Genomic DNA, 22,285 nt, shown 5'->3' with positions numbered 1-22,285 from the left:
AATAATAACCTTTTGCAATGAATTATGGGTATAATTAATTGAAATTCAATTTTTTATGCCCTTTTTAATTTCTACAAATTAAGTACAGTGATCAATAAAGTCGATGGACTACAAACGTATCCCCATCACCAAAATGTCGTCTACCTGAGCGTGCCCATCCATCCAGTCGTTCAGTGTTTCTTCCAGCAATTGTTTTTGTCGGTCGATGGGTTTGTTATTAATTTCAAACAATAATTTTCTAAACCGCTTGACCATAAACTTTTTACCTTTGATGCCTCCAAACTGGTCTTGAAAGCCATCAGAAAACATATAAAAAGTAGTGCTTTCAAATTTTTTGGGCGAGATATTTATAATGGTTTTCTTAAACTTAATTTCGTCAAAAATCTGGAATCCACCAATAGACATAATGTCTCCCTTTACAGTTTGCAAAGCCAACCCTGAGTCTTCAGGTTTTCCGCTACTGGAGTCGTGCCATTTCTCTCCTGCTATTCTGGGCACCTGTACCATATATAGGGGATTTTTGGCACCCGCAAACTGCATTATTTGCTTGTCTTTATCTATCACCACCAGTGACATGTCCATTCCATCGTGGGTTTGGGTTTCATCTTGTTTCAAGGCAACTCTTACCTTATCATGCAGCAAGTTTAAAATCTCGTCTGCTTCGGTCACTCCCTGCTCATTTACAATTTCGTTGAGCAACCGACTCCCAATCATACTCATAAAGGCCCCTGGCACCCCATGCCCGGTACAGTCTACTGCAGCCAATATAATTTTTTCTCCCTTTACCCCCTTAAATACCCGATGAACTCCGTCAAAGGTCATTTTTTCTTCATATATTGGTTTGGGCTGGGTCTTGGCAAACCAGTAAAAATCGCCGCTTACAATATCGCGAGGTTTCCAAAGAATAAAATATTCAGGAATAGATTTGCTGATTTCTTCATGCAGTGGCAACACAGCGCTTTGTATTCTGCGGGCATAGTTGATGCTATCAGTAATTCTTACGTTTTTGTCTTCTATCAGGCGTTTTTGTTCTTCCAGTATTTTATTGGTTTTTTGCTTGCGTAAATTGTTCCGATAGAGATACAACACCACCCCTACAATCAATAAAATACCTACAATCAAGGCAATGTTTTGAATACCCCTACGACGCAATTCTTCTTTCTGTGCCTGGTTTTTGGTTTTCTCTATTTCCAGGTCTTTTTTACCTTTATCGGTTTCATACAACGTTTGCATCCGGGCAATTTGCTCACTTTTGTTTTTGTTAAATATGCTGTCTTTATAATTTACATATAGTTGATAGTAGTCCAGGGCTTGTTCAAAATCCTCTTGTGTTCTATAATAACTATACAAACTTAAGTAGCTATCACGCAACAGTTCAAAAGACCCTATGTCCCTTGACAATACAAGGGCTTTGTTGAAGTAAGCTTTTGCTTTTGCGTATTTTTTTACTTTGAGGTAGGTATTCCCAATACTAATAGAAGAAAAAGCCACTCCATTTTTATTGCCCATTTTTTGCTCAATCTCTACCACAGCTTCCTGATACTTGAGGGCTTCAGATATGTCGCCAATGCTCTCATAAATAATTCCCAGATTTGCCAAAGCAGAAGCTACTCCATATTGGTTGTTGTTTTTTTCAAAAACTTTTTGGGCGGTTTTGTATACCAATACTGCCGAATCTATGTTGCCCATGCTTTGATAAATCGCCCCCAGGTTGTTGTAAGAAGTGGCAATGCGGTTTTGGTCTTCTAGTTTTTGGTAAATAGCAAGTGCCCTTTGTGCGTATTCTTTAGCCTTCATAATGTCGCCCAGGCGACTATATACATTGCCCATATTGAGCGATATTTTGGCTACAATCCGCTGATTGTTAATGCTTTCTGCTATTTTTAAGCCTTGTAAATAATTTTTGATTGCCTCTCCAGGGTTGCCTTGTTCGCTGTGCACCACTCCAGTACTGCTATAGGCATTGGCGATGCCTTTTGAGTATTTTATTTTTTTTGCCATCTCAAGGGCTTGAGCGGCATATTTTCGTGCTTCCTCAGGGTTTACATAAGTATAGGCGCCACTTAATTTTACCAGTAGGTTTACCTGAAAAGTGTCAACTTTTTTGTCGTTCAGTAGATTAAACAGACTGTCTATTGCTTTTTTTTGTGCCTGCAAAGGCAACACCAGCAAAAAAGAGAAAAGAAAAAGAAATGTTATTTTAGTTTTTAATGGCATAATATCACACCCAGACCTGAATTACTTCACACAACAATATTACAAATTTTTAACGAAAAACCGATCCATGTGATATTAACTACAAGTCTTTTACCAAAAAAAGAACAAAGTATCAAAAGATACTAAAAAAACACCTCTTAAGGTCAGTAGTGTATCATGCGCAAACACTGAACTAAAAAAAGAAATTATTTGAATTATAGTGAGGCAGGGGTTGGGAAACCACTTAGAAGACTAAAACAAAAAAGTTTTGAACCTTGAACAAAGGTCTACTCAACATTGTACCCTGGCTCAAAACCTCTCTAAGGAATGGTGTAAAAATAAATTTCTATAGTTTAATAAAATATTTTGTTGCTAGACGAGGCACGGCAATATCCAGTGGATATTGAGCGAGCTTGAGGGATGGTTGGCTAATAGCATCGCTATTCGGCTATTTTTTAACAAAGTATAGCAACAAAAGATGAGGTTAAGAATGTAAATTTATTTTGGTACCATTCCTAAGAATCAATCATGTGGGTGGCGATGGCTTAAATTATGAATAGTTTTGTCTGTCACCTTTCTGAAGGCAAACTTATAGCCTTCTACAATGGCTATGATGTACAAAATAATGCTGATGGGTCCTATTTCATTAAGCCTTCAGGGAATAGCATTGACCTTTACTCTACATTTTTTCAACCATTGCTCAGTGCTGCCTTGTACTTTTTGCCTTTTCTAATGCCTCATCAACTTGGCTAACCTCCTCGCCAGGTGTCCACCCTGGCTTGTTCCAAAGGTACGCTCTTGCTTCTTTGACATTGCTGGCTTTACGTACATCTTTTAGTATTTGGTTAAACTCGTACAAATGTACTTTTACCGGATGGGTAGTATTAATTTGTGTAGTAAGCCCATAAGTAGGTTTTTTGAGCTCAGGCTGGAAGGTACCAAATAGCTTGTCCCATATAATTAAAATGCCTCCATAGTTTTTGTCCAGGTATATTTCGTCGGAACCATGGTGCACCCGATGGTGCGAAGGGGTATTGAAAACTTTCCCAAACCACCCCATCTTGCCTATCAACTCAGTGTGTAACCAAAACTGATACATGAGCATAATTCCAATGGCAAGTAATATCACCACAGGGTGAAATCCCAGCAAAACCGCCGGTAAGTAAAAGACCCAAGTGACGAAGTTATCGAAAAATGATACCCGTAAAGCAGTAGTGTAATTGTAAATGGGCGAACTATGATGAATGGAATGATAACCCCACAAAAGTCTGATTTCGTGCTCTAGGCGATGTTCCCAATAATACAATAAGTCGACAAATAATAAGGTGGCTATTACAGTAAAACCGTTGACGGGCAGTTGCCAGGGGATAAGATTTGCCAACCAAAAAAAGCTGGCAAAAAACAACACACTACCTATTTTTTCGGTCAAAAAACTAAACAAGAAAACCCACACACTGGCGCCCATTTCTTTGAGGCGTTGGCGGTCTATTTTGCGGGTGTACAACTCCCAAACAAACTCTATAAGTGCAAGCCCCACCGAAAACAACAGGAATGCGGCAATGAGGGTATTGGTATTTTGTTCTAATTGTGTGATGATTTGTTCCATGTGATGATAATTTTTAGTTGAGAGGAGTCCCGATAGGGGCAAGCTTCAAACAACAAGTCGTACTTGCAACTTATCGCTTAAAGCTTGCTACTAGCTACAGGTACATAAATTTCTGTAAGTAAATCGTTGGTAGACGTATCGGCTTCGTCATTGAGGTAAAACTCCAAAAAAGGTTTATCGGCAATTTCAAACTCGTTTTTGACAATCCAATGCAAAAATATTTGCTCATAAACAGTGTCTAGTTTGTTCCGATCGCCTTGGTGCGTGATACACACATATTGCCCAGATGCAATGGTTTTGGTATTAAAAAAACCTGTGGGTTCAAACACTGCTTCCTGGGGCAAAGTAATGGCTGCATTGTAGCGGCAGTTTTCATCTTTTACTATTTCGTCGTCGTCCATGAGCTCGCCCAAATAACGGGTTTCGTCCTTGAGCAACTTTTGCTGGTGCGCATACTCCAGCAAAGCCTCCCAACAATCATTAATGCCTTGCGAATTATAATTCCCGTAGTGGGTAAGGTAGAGTATACGAGTAGGAGGTAAAGACTCGATACTGTATGTTAGGCGGTCTAACTCTTTGATTTCTTCGGGTAATTTGGCGTTGATCCAAGCTTTCATATTTTTTTCGTCTTGTTGTCTAAATTGAGAAGGGGAACAGGCGAACTCACGCCTAAAAGCCTTGTTAAAAGCCTGTAAGTCGCTGTAGTTGAGTTCAAAAGCGATGTCAGTAATGGCTTTGTCAGAATATGCCAACTGTCGGGCGGCTTCTTGCAACAATAGCTCTTTGATATAGCGACCAATAGATTTGTGAAAAACTGCCCGAAAAATGCGATTGATGTTACGGTAAGAATAAAAAGTAGCCGCCGCTACCTCTGAAGAAGACAGCGGCTTGGTGAAGTTATTTTCGAGCAAATTTAATAAACTACGAAGCCGTTCAATGTGTAAGTCATTTTTCATAGAACAAAGATAGGGCTTGGCAACAAGTGGTGGGTAGTTAAAAATGGACAGTTTTTAGAGTGGGAGTTGATGTACAAAAAAGGAGCAAGCTTCAAGTCTTTAGTCCCGAAGAATTGAGGGATGACGTTGCCCTACAAGCAACTCACCGATTTATAACACGTTGATTTTTAGCAAAAAATCGCAGTCAAAAGCTGGAGTACTGGAATAGTAAAATGATGGTTCGAATCGGTGATTTGCTATTTTAATCCTCCAGACAGCACCATTTTACGCACTATAACACCGTACTCCAGCAAAACAACGTAATCCTCTACTACTCTTGCAGCCCATTATTTGCTTGCCCCAACAGATTCAAACGAGTTTGATTGAGTTGGAATTCGATACGATCAAAGGCAAACTTGATATCTTCTATATCGGGGGCATCGGTAGGGAAACGGTGGCTAATGTGAGCTACAAACTTCCAAAGCTCTAGTATTTCGGTCGCCTCTATTTCATAAGAACGATAACTGATGTTTTCGGACTTAAGCAAGAGTTTGCCATAGTCAAAAAGACGTTTGTATACTTTTTTGAGTACAATGCCTTCGTGTTTAGACACTACCACACAGGTTTGGCCACTGGTGAGGTCATCCCAATTGGCTATCTTTTCTCCTATTACTATAGCGCCCGATTGAAGCGGCAACATAGAATCACCGTCAATCTCAAAAGCCCGGTAAATTTTGCCCTTAGACAAAAAGGGGATTTTGTACTTTGGTAAGGTATTGAGGTATTCAGGATTGGCAAAGCCTTGAGTATAGCCCGCAGTGGCTTTTTGGGGTACCAGCTCCAGGTAACCTTCTTGTGTGTTATGTTCGGTTTGCACCCGGTTTATTTTTATATGATGAGCAGTAATGTACTTGTTCAATTGTTCGATACGGGTAACGTAGGCTTGTTCTGCTTCGGCAAAATTGACATTGACCATTTCGTCGATGCTCACTTCAAAGTATTGAGCTATTTTAATGAGCAATAGTATCCGGGGCTCTGCCCTGCCATCTTCATAGGCGCTCAATGCGCTGCGTGATACTCCCAAAACTTCGGCTAAAGCCTCTTGAGTCATTTTGTATTTTTCTTCGCGGATGTATCTTAAATTTTTGCTAAAAAACATGTCACAATTATGTTAACTTAGTTGGCATTTATCGCTTATTTGATCTATATTTGCTAACAAAATTAGCTAATGTTTATATTTTTAGCAAGATTATTTAGTTAAAACCTTGTATTTGAGCCAATTTTAACGACAAAAGCCATGATAACCACCCAACAAGCACCTAAAGCAAAAACCAACCAACGAAAAAAAACGACTAAAACCAATAGCCAGACCCGGCAACGGAAAACTACCACCCGGCAAACAAGAGCGGAAAAACCCAAGGCCTCGACAAAGAAAGTAAATCCGGCTAAAGCCGACATTCCATTAGAGGATGTTTTCACAGCAAATGCTACCAAGGGATTAGTGTTATTATTAATCATGGCTTTTAATGTAACTACATTGCGTAATAGTTTTTTGCTGGTGGCTCCCAAAGTTGGTTTTTCGGGAAACCTTACCCTGGACGCGTGGTTGTATGGCTTTGCTATGAGTGTGTTGATGATTATTATTTTGTTTCACGAAGAAAACTGGAACAAGGCTTTTTGCCCTGGGGCTATAGTACTGTATATCAATGCTTTGGTACTCACTTTATACATGAAGTGGTTCGATTTTGTGCTAGGCGAATGGCTTGCCAAGTGGCTGTTGAGCGGCATGCTTATTTTGATGCCCGTTATGGGGATGTTTATAGTAGTGGTGATGCTGAAGGTAAAAAAGTGAAAAATTTGCGGCTTTAGAATAACTGTTACAAGACTACCAAGTAAACTCGAAGCAGGCTTAACTGTGACCATTTACTGAACTTTATAGCCAACAATCAGCACAAAAACGTTTGAACCGGTGAAAAACTCTTCTCCCAATGCTACCCTGGCATACATACCCTGCTTTGGGTTACCCAAAAACTCCTTTAAATCACTGCACTTCTTCAATCACACCTTATTTTATCACTGTTAATCACAAAAAATCATTCTATAATTACAAAAAATCATAAAAAAACAAAATAAAAATACAGTGTTTGCATTATAAATGAAAATAGTACATAAGTAAGGAGTTCTTTAAAAAACATAAACCTTCCAACAATGCAGGAAAAAATCAATCCTGAATCTGAATCTCAGAATCAAAACCAACAAGCATTGCCCAAAAAGCAAAGCCAGCCTAAAAGTAAAAATCAATCACCTATTTGGCAATATGCTGATGGAAACACACAGGAACAAACCTCGTCTTCTTCTCCCTCTGGCGAAACCTCTGCTTACACTACCACACAAAGAAAGCAGGGATCTATCAAAACAAAACAACAACCTACTAAAGCCAAATACCAACCCTTTAAAGCAAAACAGCGCCCCATTGAACGTAGGCGCACCTATGACAAACCACACAAGAGCGACCTGCCCACTACCCTGGCTCACAACCTGGAACACCTCAGTGGGGTAAGCCTGGAAGGAACCATTGTCAAAGAAAACTCTGCCGAACCTGCCCAGTATGGTGCCCAGGCATTGGCCAAAAACGGTCAAGAAATTCACCTGGGACCCAAAGGGCACCACAAGCTCCCCGAAGAAGCCGCCCACATTGCCCAGCAACGCTTAGGCAAGGTACAACCCAATGCCACGTTGCCGGGTTTGGGCAAGGTACTCAACAACGACCCTCTATTAGAAGAAGAAGCCCAACGGTGGGGCAAACAAGCACAAACGCCCCACTTATTGTCTACAGGCAAATACCAACAACTCATGGCTGCCCATAGTGTAGGGCAAGTCATGCAGTTTGCTACCTTTGACCTGATGCGAGGAGCTAACAAGGGGGAACTAGGCAAACAAATCATTGCTCAACTTTCTAAACAATACTTGGGTGTAGTGGGACTGGAAAGCGTAGTAGACGAGTTATTGGTGTTTGCACTAAAAGAATGCAATGTGTTGGCAAAACTGCAAGGTATGGTGGCGATGATTCAAAGCCATCAGGAAATAATAAAAACCCTGACACAATGGACAAAATATGTAAGTACGCTGACAGACGCCTACAATAAAGCAGCCAATATTCAAAAAGACCACCCTGTAGCAGTGGTGTTACTAGAGTATATTGTGAGTGACTTTTTTTACTACAGCCTGAAGTGGTTTTACGGAGGGAATTTGTCACAGAAAAATTTTAATCAAAAACTGGGGCTAAAGAAAATCGCCACTAGCAACGACAAAGAAAATAATGAAAGTAACAAAAAAAGCCTAACCCCCAGTAATACCGCCCTGGATCGTGCCATGGCTATGCTCAAACCTTTTGTAAACAAGGTAAATACAGCAATCGAATGCATAGAGTTTGCCTTGCAATTTTTTAACACAGAGACTAACGAGAATGAACCCAACACTCACTCAAGTAAAAACCTGAACTTCCAGAACAGTCACTTCGAGGATCAAACGTATAGCAAGTCAAAAACCCAAAGCAAGTCTGAATCTAAAACCGACAATGAAAAAGAAAACAACAACCCGCTAGCTAATCTGAATACGCAAACAGCTTACGACAAAGCCTGGGAACAAGTGCAACAAAAGTTTGACATAAAGGCAAGTTCTTTGGGAGCCTGGCTGGTAGAAGATCTGAGTTTTGAAAACCTTAAACTAGAAAACCTTAACAAAAAAACCGTAGGAAAAATAACTGCTTTGTCGGGAACAGGTGCCATTGGACTGTCGATACTTGCGGGCACCCTGGGCGTGTTGGGCTCCAAAAATGCGCACTACCTGGCGGGAGGAGGCTTACTCACTGCTGCCGTAGGAACCGGTATAGCCTTGCTGGGTCAACAACAATCACAACCTAAAAAAGAAAGCGAAAGCAAAGAAAATAACAAACAGATTTCTTCCTTGTTGCATACACATGGCAAAGGACCAAAAGATACGGCTTTTTGGCTCGACATTCAACGTATAAACCTAGCCAAGTGGGAAGAGCATAGTAAAAACCAAAACAAAATGGTAGAGAAAGGCGGGCTTGCCGTAGGGTTTGGCATGGGTTTCAAGCTTTTTGGTAAGGAACTCTTTACCTCTAATACGCATGAAGCCGCCATTAACTGGAAACAAGGCTTTGTTTACAAAAACAATGGACGTATTAAAATTTCAGAAGACCTTAATTTCGGAGGGGCATTTGGCATAGGGGAAGCTTCAGTAGAAAAGATAGCCATTAATAATAACGGAATAAATAAAATGAGCCTGGTACTCAAGGATGTGTTTTTTGGCAAAGACGGTGACCTTAACCTGAATGAAGTATCGGCAGAATGGGACAGACTCAAAGGCTTTACCTTCAAAACCGAGGCTTCGGCCCATATTGGGGGGGAGGATGTCACCGGAATGATTGAGTTTGGTTTAAACCACAAAGGAAATTTCAACAAAGGAAAATTTACCCTAAAGGCTAAAGGGGGCATAGGCATAGAACTGATTCCAGGCACCTTGGGCGTAAACCTCAACGAGGCCGCATTTAGCATTAGCAAAAAAGGAATTTCAGGTGAGATAGCAGGAGGGGTAAACCTGGATACCTCGGTGCTGGAAGTAAATGCCACCAATGCTACCTTGGGCTATCAAGGTAATGAAGGTGGTTGGTATTTGAAGGTGGGTAAAATCACCGGTAAGCTCATCATCCCCGGCGAGGGCGATGCGGTAAACTTTGAGGCTTCTATAGCACTTGGCAACGGCGAATATAAGGGAAAGTTAGAGGCTAAGAGTGAAAAACCTTTTGACATTGTACCCGGAGTATTGACGGTAGACAGTCTAAAAGTAGGTGGAAGTTTTAACAATAAGACCAATGCCTGGGAGCTAACCCTAAAAGGAGCAGTAAGTGCCAAGAAACAAGGCCCACTCCAGGGGGCAAAGGGCGAGCTAAGCTTTAACTACAACAGCCGCGATTCGGCCGCCAGCTGGCAGGGGCAAGCCAAAATAACTGCTATACTGGCAGTAGGCGGAGGACAAATAAACGGAAACCTTGAGCTCATTGCCGAAAAATCGGGAGGTAGCCATCACTTTGTGGGTGCACTGTCTTTAAATGTCAAAAATCCTATAAATATTCTTCCTAATGGCTTATTGGTGCTGAATAAAGGCCAAGCAAAAGTAGCCATAGACAGTAACAAGGGAGCTTATTTGCTCCTTCAAAGCAGCATCTCCTCCCAAGTACAAGGGGTTGAATTTTCGGCACAAGGCGCAAAACTGGAATACGATGGACAAAACTCCAAAGACAATCCATGGACTGTGTCGGTAGATGGTTTAGCGGCTAAAACCGCTGGCATTGGAGTAAACTTTAATGGGGTAAACCTGGACTTAAACAATAAAGCGCTCACGGCAAAGAGTATTCTGTTAAGTCTGGATAACTACAACCAGAACAATAATAAAAGTCTGGAAAAACTGTTTCCTAACAGCAATATAGTACAAGTAATCAATAAAATGTTTAAGGTGCAGGCTAGTGCTCAACTCTCTGAGGTGACGATTTCGCCCAAAGGTTTTACTTATACGGAGCATAACATCACCTTCCAGAAGTTTAGAGGAGAGCTAATGGGCTTTGTGCTGGAGGTAGATTTTGGCAATGACGATGACGAAAGACAGGAAGACCCCAAGGCCTATTTTGGCGGACACATCAAAAAGAGCCTGGACTTGTTTGCCATAGATATAAATGTGCCCATCCCTGCGGCGGCTGGAGCTGCCAGCATTTACGGAGGCATTGGGGTAAGCCTGGACATGTCGCTCTTGGCAAGACTAGCCGCTGCTTACAACAAAAGTGCTTCAAACAAACAAAAAACAAGCTTTCGGGTAGAGGGGGAAGCCGACCTTAAGGCTTTGCTTAAACTGGATGCTCACTTGGGGGCTGAAATTGGCTCTGGTTATCTGGCATCGGTGGCAGGTGAGCTATTTGCCGCATTGGGTATAGATACACACGCTAAAGTTATGCTGAACTTTGGAGTGGCTTATAATACCGACAACAAAAAGCTTGAACTAGATAAAAACTTGGAGATGTACTTTGACACCGGGTTTGATGTAAACCTAGAGTTAGGGGGCAGGTTATTGTTTAAACTATTGGGCATGCGCTTTCCTTTTTACTCTTACACCTTTGGTAAGTGGAAACTGGGAGAAGGAAAACTACTTGCTGAGTATGATCAAGGCAATGAAGACAGTAAAGGGTTTGGCAAGTGGAAAGTGGACAAGACTCTACAGCTGGGCGGAAAAGATTTGCTCGAAGGAAATAAACCTGCCTACAAACCTAACGAAAACGAGGCCAAAGACACTGGGGTGCCCGACTGGGAAGTAGATGAAAAAAAGGATAAAGATTCAAATAAAAACGAAAAGGAACACCTATCAGAAAAGTACCTAAATTTACGGAAGCTTTTTAAAGAACAAACCAAAGAATATGAAAAAAATAAGAATAATAAAAACTCCTTGCAAAACGAAAGTAGCCCTATAAAGACAGTAGATGAGGCAGCCGAAGGGGTACTCAGCGAACTGGAAGATTCTCTGAAGGAATTGTTCTACCAAGCAGTTTGGAATCGTCTCAAACAAAACGAGATAGCTCCTATGGGACTCCACGAGAACATTAACAATATAATAGAGACAACAACAGAGTTAAAGAATGACAAGGAATTTAATGACGAGATGCCTCCAAATAATCAGCAGTTATTGAACATTGACCCCAACCAAAGTTATCCTAAAATAATGAAACAATACTCTCCCCAAAAAGGGAATTTGCTGAACCAAAACGATAAATCTTCACTCGAAGACAATAAAAGTAAGTGGAAGGATTTGGAAGGGGACATCAATGAGCTTTTACGTATGGCAACAAAGGTAGATTTACTGGGTAAACATACTAAGGAAGCCATCGAGCTATACAGTGAAAAACGAGAAAATAAGGCACACCGTTTTAAAAGCAAAATGCAAAAATTATTCAGTAAAGATCCTAAAAATCAGCATAGGTTCAGGATATGGAAAGACTTAGCAAGTAAGAATAATGAAGACAAAACTGGGTTTACCAAGTTGGTAAATGAATGGCTCCAAGAAGCTACAATTGACGCTTTGGAAGATTGGGAAAAAAAGCAAGCCCAAGCCCAACCTAAAGGCGAAACACTGGAGAATGCCACGGTAGGCCACGCTAAAAAATTTGAAGAATGGCAAAAAGACAAAGAAGGGTATCAATACCCAAAAAATACCACCACCTTCCCAATGTCAATGTCATACATATTGATGTTACGCTATTTAAATCGCAATAGACAACGGTCAAATCCGATTTTACTAAGATACTTACAATCAAGACAGAATACCCAAAATAATCCACCAAACAATAATAGTCAATTGGTGCTCCATCATGGCAGACAATCTAATATGAGACTATTTAACCTGGAGCAGTTTAACACGCTTAATTTTGGAAATCTTTTTTTCCAACAACCAAACAACCCCAATGATAACATTTTTGACGGTCTCTTTAACCAACAAGGACAAATGTCTCCTAATAATATGCAGTTGACACGATACTCTAAGCCTAAGACAAAGCGAACAATACAAAACACGCTGCAGTTAACCCTGTTACGCACGAGGCTTGGCCCAACACAATTTCAAGATTTCAAGGACAACTTACCTGATATAAATACATTTTTCTCTAACAACTCAACTGGTAACACCATTACTTATGGACAGTTTACTTTTACATTTGGTGGTCGCAGGGAATATACCAAGTTTTTGCAGTGGGTACAACAAATCACGTGAATAAACACCAAAGAATAACAAAAGCATACATTGCCAGAAACACAATACGCACAAAAAACCTGTGGGAGTTCCCCACAGGTTTTTTTATGCAAGGGATTTTTTGTTAACAAAACCAATGCGGGTACCCACCTTATGGCTGAAATAGTTTTGGTGTTTGCGCTTGTTTTGTGATCTTTTTATAATTTTAGTTTTTTGATTGCTCGAATAATATATAGGTTTGGGCGATGGTCTTGCTACCTACTCACAAACTATTCTTTTTTTGATTGTTGCCTTATGAACTTAACCCCTGAGCTGGAAAACCTGCGCCAACTATTGACCAACGACGAAGAAAGTAACCAAAGACTAGGCGTACAACTTGCCCAAGGCATGCAGGTGCCTTTTGGTTTTTTGCCTTACCTTGTTGATACCACTTTTAAAAAATACCTCTGCCTGGAAGCCGAATTCATCGATCCTTTGTTTTTTGTGCATGACCTCAATATTCATTCGCTTGAACTCCAAGAGCCACCCAGAGCACTTTGTCACCTGGCACAGCTCAAAGTACTCAAAATGCATAACAATCGTTTGAAACACTTAGGAACAGAGGTTACTACACTAAAGCAGCTCAATCGCCTACATATAGACAGCAACTTGCTCACTAACTTGCAAGGCATTGGGCAATTATACCAACTCAGGCATTTATACGCCCATTTCAACCACTTGGGCACTATTGAGGGCATTGGAGCCCTCAAAAAGCTAGAGACGCTTTACCTCAACAACAACTATTTGCACCACTTGCCTGATGAGGTAGAGCAACTGAGTCAACTAAAAATGTTAGACCTGTCGACCAACCAGTTGAGGCTCATACCTAATGCCATAACAGGTTGGCAACAGCTAGAGGAGCTTAACCTCAGCCGCAACCGAATACGTGGCATAAGTACTCATATTGGCTACCTTAAGCAGCTCAAGGTATTGAAACTATCTAACAACATGTTTATTGAGTTTCCGGAAGGGTTAACCCAATTGACTCGGCTCAAAGAACTACACATCAATTATAACAATATTGAGCAATTGCCCAAAACTATTGGTAACCTTCGTCAACTTACTACGCTTGACCTGGGCGAAAATAAACTTCAGCAACTACCCGAAAGCATTGGCAACTTGCAAAAGCTTAAAACCCTCGACTTGGGCGATAATCGCCTGGAAAAGCTGCCAAACAGTTTGGCTAAATTAACTCAGCTTGAACATTTACAAATACAATCAAATCGGTTACAAGGTTTGCCCAAAGGCATAGAAAAACTCCAGCAACTCAAACGTATCACTTTGTTGGGTAATCAAATACCTGCCGAAACAAAATTACAGCTTGCCCGGCAGTTGCCCAATGCCGCAATTCATTAGTTTTTTTGGGAAAATCTCCCTCATTATTTGTCTTCGGTTTGGTATAATATACTGTAATAACTACTTTTAAAATCAAAACTAACCCATACGCACATGTCGCTTATTAGCAATAAACCTTTTACCATAGACCGAGTTATAAGAACCGCCATCTGGGTGGCTGTAGTTTGGGGGTTCTTTAAAACACTGCAATACTTAAGCGATATATTGATTCCTTTTGCCATTGCCGCATTGCTGGCATATCTCATCAATCCTTTGGTGATTTTTCTGCAAGAAAAAGTTCGAATAAGAAATCGGGTCATCTCAGTTTTGCTTAGCCTTATGGTAGTATTTGGGTTACTCACTGGGCTTGCGCTGATTTTGATCCCACTTGTTACCAAAGATGTTAGCCACATGGCAGAAATAGTACGAAACCTTGCTCAAGACCCTCAACTTGACAAGAAAGCGCAGGAGTACATCCCTCCCATCGTTTGGAAAGAAGTCAATACACTCCTCAACAGTGATTTTTTTCACACCGATAAGTTTGCCAATATGGTCATTGATGCCGCCAAAAAAGTGTTGCCCAATGTCATCGGTTTGTTCAACAATGTATTGCACCTACTACTTAGTATTATGGGGCTTGCCATTATTCTGCTTTACCTGGTGTTTATTTTACTCGATTACAACAAAATTATGGTTCAGTGGACTGACTTGTTGCCTGAACAATACCATCATACCATTAAAGATGTGTCTACAAACTTTAAAAAAGCCATGGGAAATTACTTCAGGGCACAAACTGTGATTGCGTCTTTGGTAGGAATATTATTTGCCATTGGCTTCAGTATCATAGATTTACCAATGGCGGTGGTTTTTGGGTTGTTTGTGGGCTTGCTCAACCTGGTGCCTTACTTACAAAACATTGCGTTTATCCCAGCCGCGCTGTTTGCCCTGGTACACTCGCTCGACACAGGGCAAAATTTCTGGGTGATCATACTATTAGTACTGGCCATTTTTGCCATTGTTCAACTCATTCAAGACGCCCTACTCACCCCCAAAATAATGGGAGATGCCATTGGGCTCAACCCGGCAGTCATGCTGCTTTCACTGTCTATATGGGGCAAGTTACTCGGATTGTTGGGTTTGATCATTGCTTTGCCTATGACTTTTCTGATTTGGTCTTATTACAGTCGTTTTTTAGCCAAGTCTGATAATCACCCGGAAACCCCGCTCATACCCACCCCTAACCCTCGTCCCAAAGAATAAGCCAGCCATTGTTGCATAAAAAAACTGTGGCGCATGATCAGTTCCAATCATACTCCACAGTTTTTTTAAAAATGCCTTTACCAAAAAAAACATCAGATGATGTTTTCGGCTACACCATAGCGAAGCTGAATGTTGTGCATCATGTTTACCAATACTCTATGCGCAGCGTCGAATGCGCCTTTTCTGATAGCATCTACACATTGCTCTATTACTTGATAAATAAAGGCATAAATAGCATTTTGTGATGGGTGGGCATTGATGTTCTCCACAATTTGGGGGGCGGCTTTATCGTATGTTTTCAGGTACAAAAGCCCTATTTTATCATTGGGCAGATGTTCTTCCTGAAACTTTTTCATAACGGCAAAATGCTCGTATACTTCGGCTGAGGCTCCTACATGCTGACAAGCAGCAGCAAGATAGCAGTCTTTTGCCAGGCGACCTATGGTATTTTTAGGCGTGGCATTAATGTCTGAACTTTGCATGATTTTTAACTTTGTGGGGTTCATTAAGGTAAGCCTGAAAAAATGACTTTGTACTAACCTCAATGGTGTTTTTTATAAAGATATCTAATAAACAATCGGAAAGTTACAAACTTTACTAGTGAAAATCAACTATTTAACTACAACCTTCTGCTGAAATGTTTGCTGTTTTGTGACAACCCTTAGTACATAAACTCCTGAAGAAAAATTTATCAGACTTATTCTTACAAGCAAAAAACCAGCGTTGTTTGTCGATACGGTTTGCTGCCATTTTATTACTCCCAAAGTACTCATCAAATAGATACGTACAGTGCCCAAAGCTTCGCTGAGCTGTACCTGAAGGTAGTCAACGGCAGGGTTGGGATATACCTTTGGTTGAATAACATTGGTATGTAACCAAACTCCGACTACCGATGAATAAGCCATCGTGCCATCAATATCTTGTTGTTGTAAACGGTAATACATCTGTCCGTTGACACGGGGTGTATCAGCAATGCTGTAATACCATAAACCCACATGGTTGCCTTGCCCTGGTAGGGTATCTATGTTGTGCCAATTAAATAAATCCTGGCTACACTGTACTATAAAATATTGATTATTGCTTTCTTGAATAGTTGCCCATTTTAACCAAACACTTGCCTGGTTAACTTTTGCTTCAAAAAATAATAACTCCACAGGTAGTCCACTGGAGGTATTGTTGGTGCAAAACTGAGAAGGGGTACCTGGTGGGTAACAATCTGTTCCTGCGTTTTCGCAGCAATTGGCAAAAGTAATGGTTGGGCAAGTGCCTGCACATTCATTATTATTTTTTACGATCAATGTTCCTCCTTGCATGGTACCACCGCCCGCAAACTGATTACCGTTTTTCACTGTAAAAGTACCATCTACAATCAGGGTTCCTTCTATAGTATACAGCACATTGTTATTGTCACTATTGAGGTTTCCAGTCACCTGAATAGTAACCCCAGCAGGTACTGTAAAAGCAGGATCTCCTCCACTAGCGTTGATATTTAAGTCTCCATCTATAATGATGCTTACATCGGCAGTCAATATATCGCCAGAACTTAAGCTGTTAATGGTTACATCTTCTGCATAAGTGTTTCCATCAACAATGGGAGCAATGCCTCCACCAGAACAGCTCCAACTCAAAGCACTCCAGTTTTGCAAACCCGATACCGAAGCATTGCAAGATTGGGCATAAGACAGCATCCAATGATTTAAAAACAGAAAAATTGTAAAAAACAGGTTGAAAAGTTTCATGAGTAAAAAATCAAGAAGTGATAAACCACCAGCATGCTGGATTCTACCACGCAGGGCTTGAGCTCCGTTCTGCGGTTATTATAGTTTTACCAGGCTCTTTATATCATATGGTATTACAGAAGTAAGTAAGAAAATACTTATTTGTAATGAGTATAATAATTATACATAAGCTATTTTCATAACGCATCCTGCACCTTATAAGTTATCACGCTTTATAATGCTTAATTATGTTAAGTTTCAAGGTGTAATATTTAAGCGAAAAAATATTCTTCAAAAAACAGTCCTCCCAAAATCATCCTATTTCAACAAATTTTATATTGAATACCGTCATTTATACTTCATACAATCATTACTAAACTAAGTATTCTCAAAATAAGCCGACTTGCTTTTTTTACCCCAAGCTATATAAAATCATTTCATTCATGCCCATCTTTTTGTCAATAGAGTATAATTCTTTTTATTTGCACTTTCATTATATGCATACCAAAACAGACCTATGAATTTAGAATTTGCCAAAAACGAAGATCACCTCAAACAACAAGTATTTTTGCTCAAATCCCGCCTGAAAGAAGTAGCGATGGGAGGAGGCGAAAAAAGAATTGCCAAACAACATGCCAAAGGCAAGCTTACTGCCCGCGAACGAATAGCCTACCTGACCGACGAAGGGTCTGAGTTTCTGGAAATAGGCGCTTTTACCGGATATGACATGTACACCGAATACGGTGGGTGCCCTTCTGGTGGGGTAGTCATGGGCATTGGTCGTGTAAGTGGTAAACAGTGTGTAATTGTAGCCAATGACGCTACTGTAAAATCAGGGGCGTGGTTTCCTATTACGGCAAAAAAGAACCTGAGAGCTCAAGAGGTTGCCATAGAAAACAGGTTGCCTATTATATATTTGGTAGACAGTGCTGGAATTTTTCTTCCTCTTCAGGCCGATGTATTTGCCGACAAGGAACACTTTGGGCGCATGTTTCGCAACAATGCTCAAATGTCGGCAATGGGTATAGTGCAAGTATCGGCCATTATGGGTAGTTGTGTAGCAGGTGGGGCTTACTTGCCCATTATGTCAGACGAGGCAATGATTGTAGAAGGGACAGGCTCTATTTTTCTGGCGGGTCCTTACCTGGTCAAGTCTTCTATAGGCGAAGATGTAGATGCCGAAACCTTGGGGGGTGCCACTACTCACAGCGAAATTTCGGGAGTAACAGACAATAAATTCCCTGACGATAAGTCTTGCCTGGATGCTATTAGGCGTACTTTTGACAAATTGGGGGACAATGAAAAAGCAGGTTTTAACCGCGCCGAACCACAACTACCTCAGCTCAAGCAGGAAGAAATTTATGGAATGTTGCCTGCCGACCGTACCAAACCTTACGACATGGTAGATATTATCAGTCGCCTGGTAGACAATTCGGAGTTTGACCAATACAAAGAAAATTACGGTAAGTCAATTGTATGTGGCAGGGCACGTATAGATGGCTGGGCAGTAGGCATTGTGGCTAATCAACGTAAAATAGTCAAGTCTAAAAAAGGCGAAATGCAAATGGGTGGGGTCATTTATTCTGACTCGGCCGATAAGGCAGCCCGTTTTATTATGACTTGTAACCAACAAAAAATTCCGTTGGTATTTTTGCAAGATGTGACTGGGTTTATGGTAGGGAGTCGTTCCGAACACGGTGGTATCATCAAAGACGGCGCTAAAATGGTCAGTGCCATGGCCAACTCGGTTGTGCCTAAGTTTACTATTGTGATAGGCAACTCTTATGGAGCAGGTAACTATGCCATGTGTGGCAAAGCTTACGACCCACGCTTGATGATAGCCTGGCCTACCGCTAAAATTGCCGTAATGAGTGGCCAAGCTGCTGCCAAAACCCTGTTGCAGATTCAGACAGCCTCTAAGAAAGCCAAGGGTGAGGAAATTTCTAAGGAAGAAGAGGAAAATCTATTGAACAAAATTACTGATAGGTATAACAATCAAATGTCGCCTTATTATTCGGCGGCAAGGCTTTGGGTAGATGCCATCATTGATCCATTGGACACCCGCAAGGTGATTTCTCAAGGCATTGAGGCAGCCAATCACGCCCCCATTACACAACGTTACAACGTGGGCGTTATCCAGACTTAATAACATCTGGTGTTGCTCTTCTTACAATAATTAAAACAACAAAGCCGCTCAATAGTTTAGCGGCTTTGTTGATGTTTCATTGGCTCACCCAAATTGGTTAATTCTTGATTATTCTTTTTACAACCCGTTTGTCCCCAATAATAATTTCAAGCCAGTAAATACCTGGTTTGATAGACTGAAGTTGTAGAGTAAAAGCCTCATCTTCTGAGGTTTTGTTAAATGAAGAACGCAATACAGTTCTTCCTTCATTGCTTCGCAGTATCATTTCACCCTGACCGCTTTCGGGCATGTCTAACTTAATGTTGGCTATTTCGCCCACTGGGTTAGGGTATACCAAAGTATTTTCTCCTGCCTCTGCTCCAGCTCCGCCTGGCAATGGTTCAGGATCAGGTGCAATCCTGATCTCTACATACTCCGAAACCACATTGCCCTTGAAAGCACGCAAGCGATAATAAGCCTTGTTGCCCAAAATGCTACCATAATCTATGTAACTGTTATCGGTAGCGGCCAGTGTAGCCAATGGAGTAAAATTGACTCCATCTCCTTTTTCCAGATAAAAACCCTCGGTTCGGTCATCATTGTTTTGCCAGGCTAGTTTCACTGCCCACACAGTATCCACTGCGGCGAGTTGTCCCTCAAAAGCAGGGGCATTTAAAGGGGGAACAACATCTACCTTCACCACGTTAGACACGGTTTGTCCACACTCGGCAGAAGACGCCAAACGACGGAAGTAGGTAGTAGTGGTCAAAGCACTTGGTTGATAGTCACCATTGCCTTCGCCCACAATCAATTGCCAATCTATGCCGTTTTCTGAACTTTGCCACTGGTAACGAATGTACCCAAAACCTCCACCTGCTTCTTCCTCAGATGTGATTAAGGCAGGAAACCCTCCAATTTGCACCTCTTGATCTCCACCTATGATGCCTCCCGTTAAAGGCGAATAGGTAATATTTAGGGTAGTGCGTGAACTTTCAAAGCCACAAGCTTCACTATAAGTACTTACATAATAAGTAGTACTACCCGATACATCTACCACATATTCAGCATTGGTGCTTTGTTGTAATACAGCCCCTCCATTAGGTGCATCATACCAACGGTATTGTACGGCTATAGGTGCATCAGCAGAGGCTGTCAGTCCTAATTGACCTGTACCGCATATTTGACGGTGACTCACAATTGGTGGAGACAGCGAGGTAACTACCTGAGCCACTACTTCTACCCGGTCACTTTCCCATACACCATCAACACTCACTGCACTTACATAAAAGCTCTGGCTGGCGTTTAGTAAAGGGGTGATAAAAGATTGGTCGTTATGATCTATAGATTGTTTCAAAAAATTGGTAGCACTGGCAGAAGTATACCAACGGTATTTTTGCCCAACTGTAGCTCCTTCTACTTGCAAAACCAGGGTGCCCGCCCCACACCTAGCAGGAGTAGGCACAGCAACTGGCGGGTTAGGTGGGTGAGTAGCATTGGCAAGAGTATACCACAACTCTGTTCCTACATTTACATCTCCATTGTAAGCCGAGAAGAAAACACCGTCTTGATTGTTGGCTAAAGGCACCGCTGTAATGCTCGAAATTTTAGACGCGCCAGAGGACGCACTAGGATTCACATCTTGAACCAATATAGTACCCAATGCAGTACCATCACTTTTCCACAATTCAAACCCATTGGTAGCCGTAAAAGCCGTAAAATATAAGAGGTTAACAGTACTCCCGTTTAACAAGGCTTTTACCGAAGTAAGATTACTTGGGTTTGAGCCAAAGAAACCAGGTTGAATGTCTTTGACCAAAGAGGCGCTTGCACCGTTAGTTCGCCAAAGCTCGACACCTTTGTCTTCGCCTACAGCAGTAAAGTAACAATCATCTCCTACTTGAGTAAAGTTTTGAGGGTTAGAACTGTTTGTCCCTGGGTATATCTCTATAGGGTTTGCTACGCTTCCATTGCTATACCATAGTTCAGTACCCCTGGTAGCATCGTGAGCAGCAAAAAATAATTGATTGCCCGCCAAAGTCAAACCAGCCGTAGGGTTTACCGTGGTGCCCGCCGGAAACTGTACTTTTTGGGTGCCTGCAGGAGTACCATTGCTAAACCATAACGAAACACCTGTACCATCGCTGGCAAAGAAATAACAAAGCCCATCTTTCATCACTAAATTACTAGGGTGGGAACTTCCAGTCGGGTCAATGTCTTTGACCATGTAGGTACCAGCTTCAGTACCATCGCTCACCCAAAGCTCACGGTTTACATCGGTTCCTCCCCCATCAAAATCAGCATCCGCTGTAAAAAATAACTTGCCATTGATGTTGGTCAGGTTTTCAGGGTTCGAAGGCAGGGTGAAAAAACCCAGAGAAGTAGCGTTGATGTCTTTTACCAAGACAGTTCCTTCGGCAGTACCATCACTTTTAAACAATTCTTGCCTGCCTGTGGGGTCTTGCCCGGCAAAAAACAAAGTACCGTTTACATTGACCAAAAATTCGCCACTCCCCGCTCCCGGTGAACTGCTGATGCTCCCTGGAGGATTTACATTTATGACCAGCTCAGTGGCTCCGTTGGCAATGTTGGTGCGGTACAATGCCCCTGAGTTAACACCATCATTGGCAAAATAATAGGCATAAGTGGTTCCACCTGCTTTAAACTCCGTAAAGTATTTTGAATTTGAGCTGTTTGTACCCGGAAAAACATCTTGTACAAGAGAGGTGCCCGCTACAGTACCATCGCTTAAGTGAGGCTCTTTGCCTGCCCCCAAAGTAGTGGCATTAAAGATGAGTTTGTTGCCAATGGCGGTCAGCTCGGAGGGGTTGCTGGAATTATTAAATCCGGCATAAATATCTATCACTTGTGGGGCGTTTTGCGCTAAGCTGATAAACGATAACCCCAGCATACACCATAGTAAACTATACACCTGTAGAAAGGTGAAATATTTAAGTAATTTCATTAAAATTATGTTTTGTTTGATGTAAGGAATTTAATCTAACAGATGGTTTTGTCTTAGATGCGGTGTTAGAGGTTAGATTATTTTTCCAAAATGGTATTTTTTATTTTACTTATAATACTAAATACTATTTTGAAAAATCTAAAGGATGAGAAAGGCAAAAAATATTAACCAACAAATCTACTGATTGGCAAGGCATTGTGTAAAGGCAAGTTGGCAACTGCAAAAATTTTTGTTCGACGTTTTTTTAGATTTAATCACTATGCCTTATGGGGCATTAAATAAAACACCTGCCCTATT

At 41.3% G+C, this 22,285-nt stretch carries 12 protein-coding genes; 5 read left to right on the top strand and 7 right to left on the bottom strand.

Annotation, left to right across the window (positions count from 1 at the left end; genetic code table 11):
• Positions 1-108: 108 nt before the first annotated feature.
• The 4 genes from Q0954_RS19365 to Q0954_RS19350 form a co-directional block, all read right to left on the bottom strand.
• On the bottom strand, positions 109-2,217 hold the full coding sequence (locus Q0954_RS19365) for a tetratricopeptide repeat protein (RefSeq protein ID WP_299459249.1): 2,109 nt from the start codon (positions 2,215-2,217) through the stop codon (positions 109-111).
• Positions 2,218-2,896: 679 nt separating this feature from the next.
• Positions 2,897-3,802 (bottom strand): sterol desaturase family protein, encoded by a 906-nt coding sequence (locus Q0954_RS19360; RefSeq protein ID WP_299459248.1) that lies wholly within the window; start codon positions 3,800-3,802, stop codon positions 2,897-2,899.
• 77 nt (positions 3,803-3,879) lie between these two features.
• The gene (locus Q0954_RS19355; protein ID WP_299459247.1) at positions 3,880-4,758 is read right to left on the bottom strand and encodes a GyrI-like domain-containing protein; all 879 of its coding nucleotides are present in this window, start codon (positions 4,756-4,758) and stop codon (positions 3,880-3,882) included.
• A gap of 310 nt (positions 4,759-5,068) precedes the next feature.
• Positions 5,069-5,896: a LexA family transcriptional regulator gene (locus Q0954_RS19350; protein WP_299459246.1), complete on the bottom strand. Its 828-nt coding sequence runs from the start codon at positions 5,894-5,896 to the stop codon at positions 5,069-5,071.
• Positions 5,897-6,034: 138 nt separating this feature from the next.
• Here Q0954_RS19350 and Q0954_RS19345 point away from each other — a divergent pair, with 138 nt between their 5' ends.
• From Q0954_RS19345 to Q0954_RS19330, 4 genes are all read left to right on the top strand, one after another.
• Positions 6,035-6,589 carry a hypothetical protein gene (locus Q0954_RS19345; RefSeq protein ID WP_299459245.1) on the top strand — a complete coding sequence of 185 codons (555 nt, stop codon included), beginning with the start codon at positions 6,035-6,037 and terminating at the stop codon, positions 6,587-6,589.
• Between the two features lie 356 nt (positions 6,590-6,945).
• Positions 6,946-12,570: a hypothetical protein gene (locus Q0954_RS19340; RefSeq protein WP_299459244.1), complete on the top strand. Its 5,625-nt coding sequence runs from the start codon at positions 6,946-6,948 to the stop codon at positions 12,568-12,570.
• A gap of 273 nt (positions 12,571-12,843) precedes the next feature.
• Positions 12,844-13,944 (top strand): leucine-rich repeat domain-containing protein, encoded by a 1,101-nt coding sequence (locus Q0954_RS19335; protein ID WP_299459243.1) that lies wholly within the window; start codon positions 12,844-12,846, stop codon positions 13,942-13,944.
• 93 nt (positions 13,945-14,037) lie between these two features.
• Complete coding sequence (locus Q0954_RS19330; protein WP_299459242.1) at positions 14,038-15,183, top strand: AI-2E family transporter; 1,146 nt, start codon at positions 14,038-14,040, stop codon at positions 15,181-15,183.
• A 92-nt stretch (positions 15,184-15,275) separates the two neighbouring features.
• Here the strand turns inward: Q0954_RS19330 and Q0954_RS19325 are convergent, their stop codons facing one another.
• Positions 15,276-15,665 (bottom strand): hypothetical protein, encoded by a 390-nt coding sequence (locus Q0954_RS19325; protein WP_299459241.1) that lies wholly within the window; start codon positions 15,663-15,665, stop codon positions 15,276-15,278.
• A gap of 129 nt (positions 15,666-15,794) precedes the next feature.
• Positions 15,795-16,922, bottom strand: a complete 1,128-nt coding sequence (locus Q0954_RS19320) for a T9SS type A sorting domain-containing protein (RefSeq protein ID WP_299459240.1) — start codon at positions 16,920-16,922, stop codon at positions 15,795-15,797.
• Positions 16,923-17,418: 496 nt separating this feature from the next.
• Here Q0954_RS19320 and Q0954_RS19315 point away from each other — a divergent pair, with 496 nt between their 5' ends.
• A complete protein-coding gene (locus Q0954_RS19315; protein ID WP_299459239.1) occupies positions 17,419-19,047 on the top strand; it encodes an acyl-CoA carboxylase subunit beta in 1,629 nt (542 codons plus the stop codon).
• Between the two features lie 97 nt (positions 19,048-19,144).
• Here the strand turns inward: Q0954_RS19315 and Q0954_RS19310 are convergent, their stop codons facing one another.
• Positions 19,145-21,988: a T9SS type A sorting domain-containing protein gene (locus Q0954_RS19310; RefSeq protein ID WP_299459238.1), complete on the bottom strand. Its 2,844-nt coding sequence runs from the start codon at positions 21,986-21,988 to the stop codon at positions 19,145-19,147.
• Positions 21,989-22,285: the final 297 nt, after the last annotated feature.

This window comes from uncultured Microscilla sp. (assembly GCF_947493425.1).
In the GTDB taxonomy this organism is placed as follows: domain Bacteria; phylum Bacteroidota; class Bacteroidia; order Cytophagales; family Microscillaceae; genus Microscilla.
This window is presented reverse-complemented; position numbering and strand designations above follow the sequence as displayed.

Bases quoted from the DNA above. Each gene is read 5' to 3' on its own strand.
- Q0954_RS19365 (WP_299459249.1), bottom strand. From the start codon at position 2,217: ATGCCATTAAAAACTAAAATAACATTTCTTTTTCTTTTCTCTTTTTTG.
- Q0954_RS19360 (WP_299459248.1), bottom strand. From the start codon at position 3,802: ATGGAACAAATCATCACACAATTAGAACAAAATACCAATACCCTCATT.
- Q0954_RS19355 (WP_299459247.1), bottom strand. From the start codon at position 4,758: ATGAAAAATGACTTACACATTGAACGGCTTCGTAGTTTATTAAATTTG.
- Q0954_RS19350 (WP_299459246.1), bottom strand. From the start codon at position 5,896: ATGTTTTTTAGCAAAAATTTAAGATACATCCGCGAAGAAAAATACAAA.
- Q0954_RS19345 (WP_299459245.1), top strand. From the start codon at position 6,035: ATGATAACCACCCAACAAGCACCTAAAGCAAAAACCAACCAACGAAAA.
- Q0954_RS19340 (WP_299459244.1), top strand. From the start codon at position 6,946: ATGCAGGAAAAAATCAATCCTGAATCTGAATCTCAGAATCAAAACCAA.
- Q0954_RS19335 (WP_299459243.1), top strand. From the start codon at position 12,844: ATGAACTTAACCCCTGAGCTGGAAAACCTGCGCCAACTATTGACCAAC.
- Q0954_RS19330 (WP_299459242.1), top strand. From the start codon at position 14,038: ATGTCGCTTATTAGCAATAAACCTTTTACCATAGACCGAGTTATAAGA.
- Q0954_RS19325 (WP_299459241.1), bottom strand. From the start codon at position 15,665: ATGCAAAGTTCAGACATTAATGCCACGCCTAAAAATACCATAGGTCGC.
- Q0954_RS19320 (WP_299459240.1), bottom strand. From the start codon at position 16,922: ATGAAACTTTTCAACCTGTTTTTTACAATTTTTCTGTTTTTAAATCAT.
- Q0954_RS19315 (WP_299459239.1), top strand. From the start codon at position 17,419: ATGAATTTAGAATTTGCCAAAAACGAAGATCACCTCAAACAACAAGTA.
- Q0954_RS19310 (WP_299459238.1), bottom strand. From the start codon at position 21,988: ATGAAATTACTTAAATATTTCACCTTTCTACAGGTGTATAGTTTACTA.